The organism is Liquorilactobacillus mali (genome assembly GCF_001437155.1).
Lineage (GTDB): Bacteria > Bacillota > Bacilli > Lactobacillales > Lactobacillaceae > Liquorilactobacillus > Liquorilactobacillus mali_A.
Window position 1 is genome coordinate 41,592 of record NZ_JQAR01000021.1, and the last position, 505, is coordinate 42,096.

The following is a 505-nucleotide window of genomic DNA, read 5'->3' on the forward strand; positions in this document are numbered from 1 at the left end:
CACTGTTAAGTCGGGGGATTCACTTTGGGCTATCGCTAATAAGTATGGGATTTCTGTTGTTAATTTGAAGAGCTGGAACAGTCTTTCATCAGACACCATCTATGTTGGGCAATCTTTGAAGGTCTCGAATTCTTCTTCACAAGCTAGCGGTAGCAGTTCTAGTGCTTCTAGCTCAAGTAATTCAAATTCAGGATCATCATCGTCTTCAACATCTACTTACACTGTTAAGTCGGGGGATTCACTTTGGGCTATCGCTAATAAGTATGGGATTTCTGTTGTTAATTTGAAGAGCTGGAACAGTCTTTCATCAGACACCATCTATGTTGGGCAATCTTTGAAGGTCTCGAATTCTTCTTCACAAGCTAGCGGTAGCAGTTCTAGTGCTTCTAGCTCAAGTAATTCAAATTCAGGATCATCGTCATCTTCAACATCTACCTATACTGTTAAGTCGGGGGATTCACTCTGGGCTATCGCTAATAAGTATGGGATTTCTGTTGCTAATTTG

Annotated in this window: 1 protein-coding gene; it reads left to right on the top strand. The window is 41.0% G+C overall.

Going from position 1 to position 505, the window contains the following annotated elements; genetic code table 11:
- Positions 1–505, top strand: a 505-nt coding sequence (locus tag IV36_RS12240) for a LysM peptidoglycan-binding domain-containing protein (RefSeq protein ID WP_162261587.1), incomplete at both ends; no start/stop codon positions are given.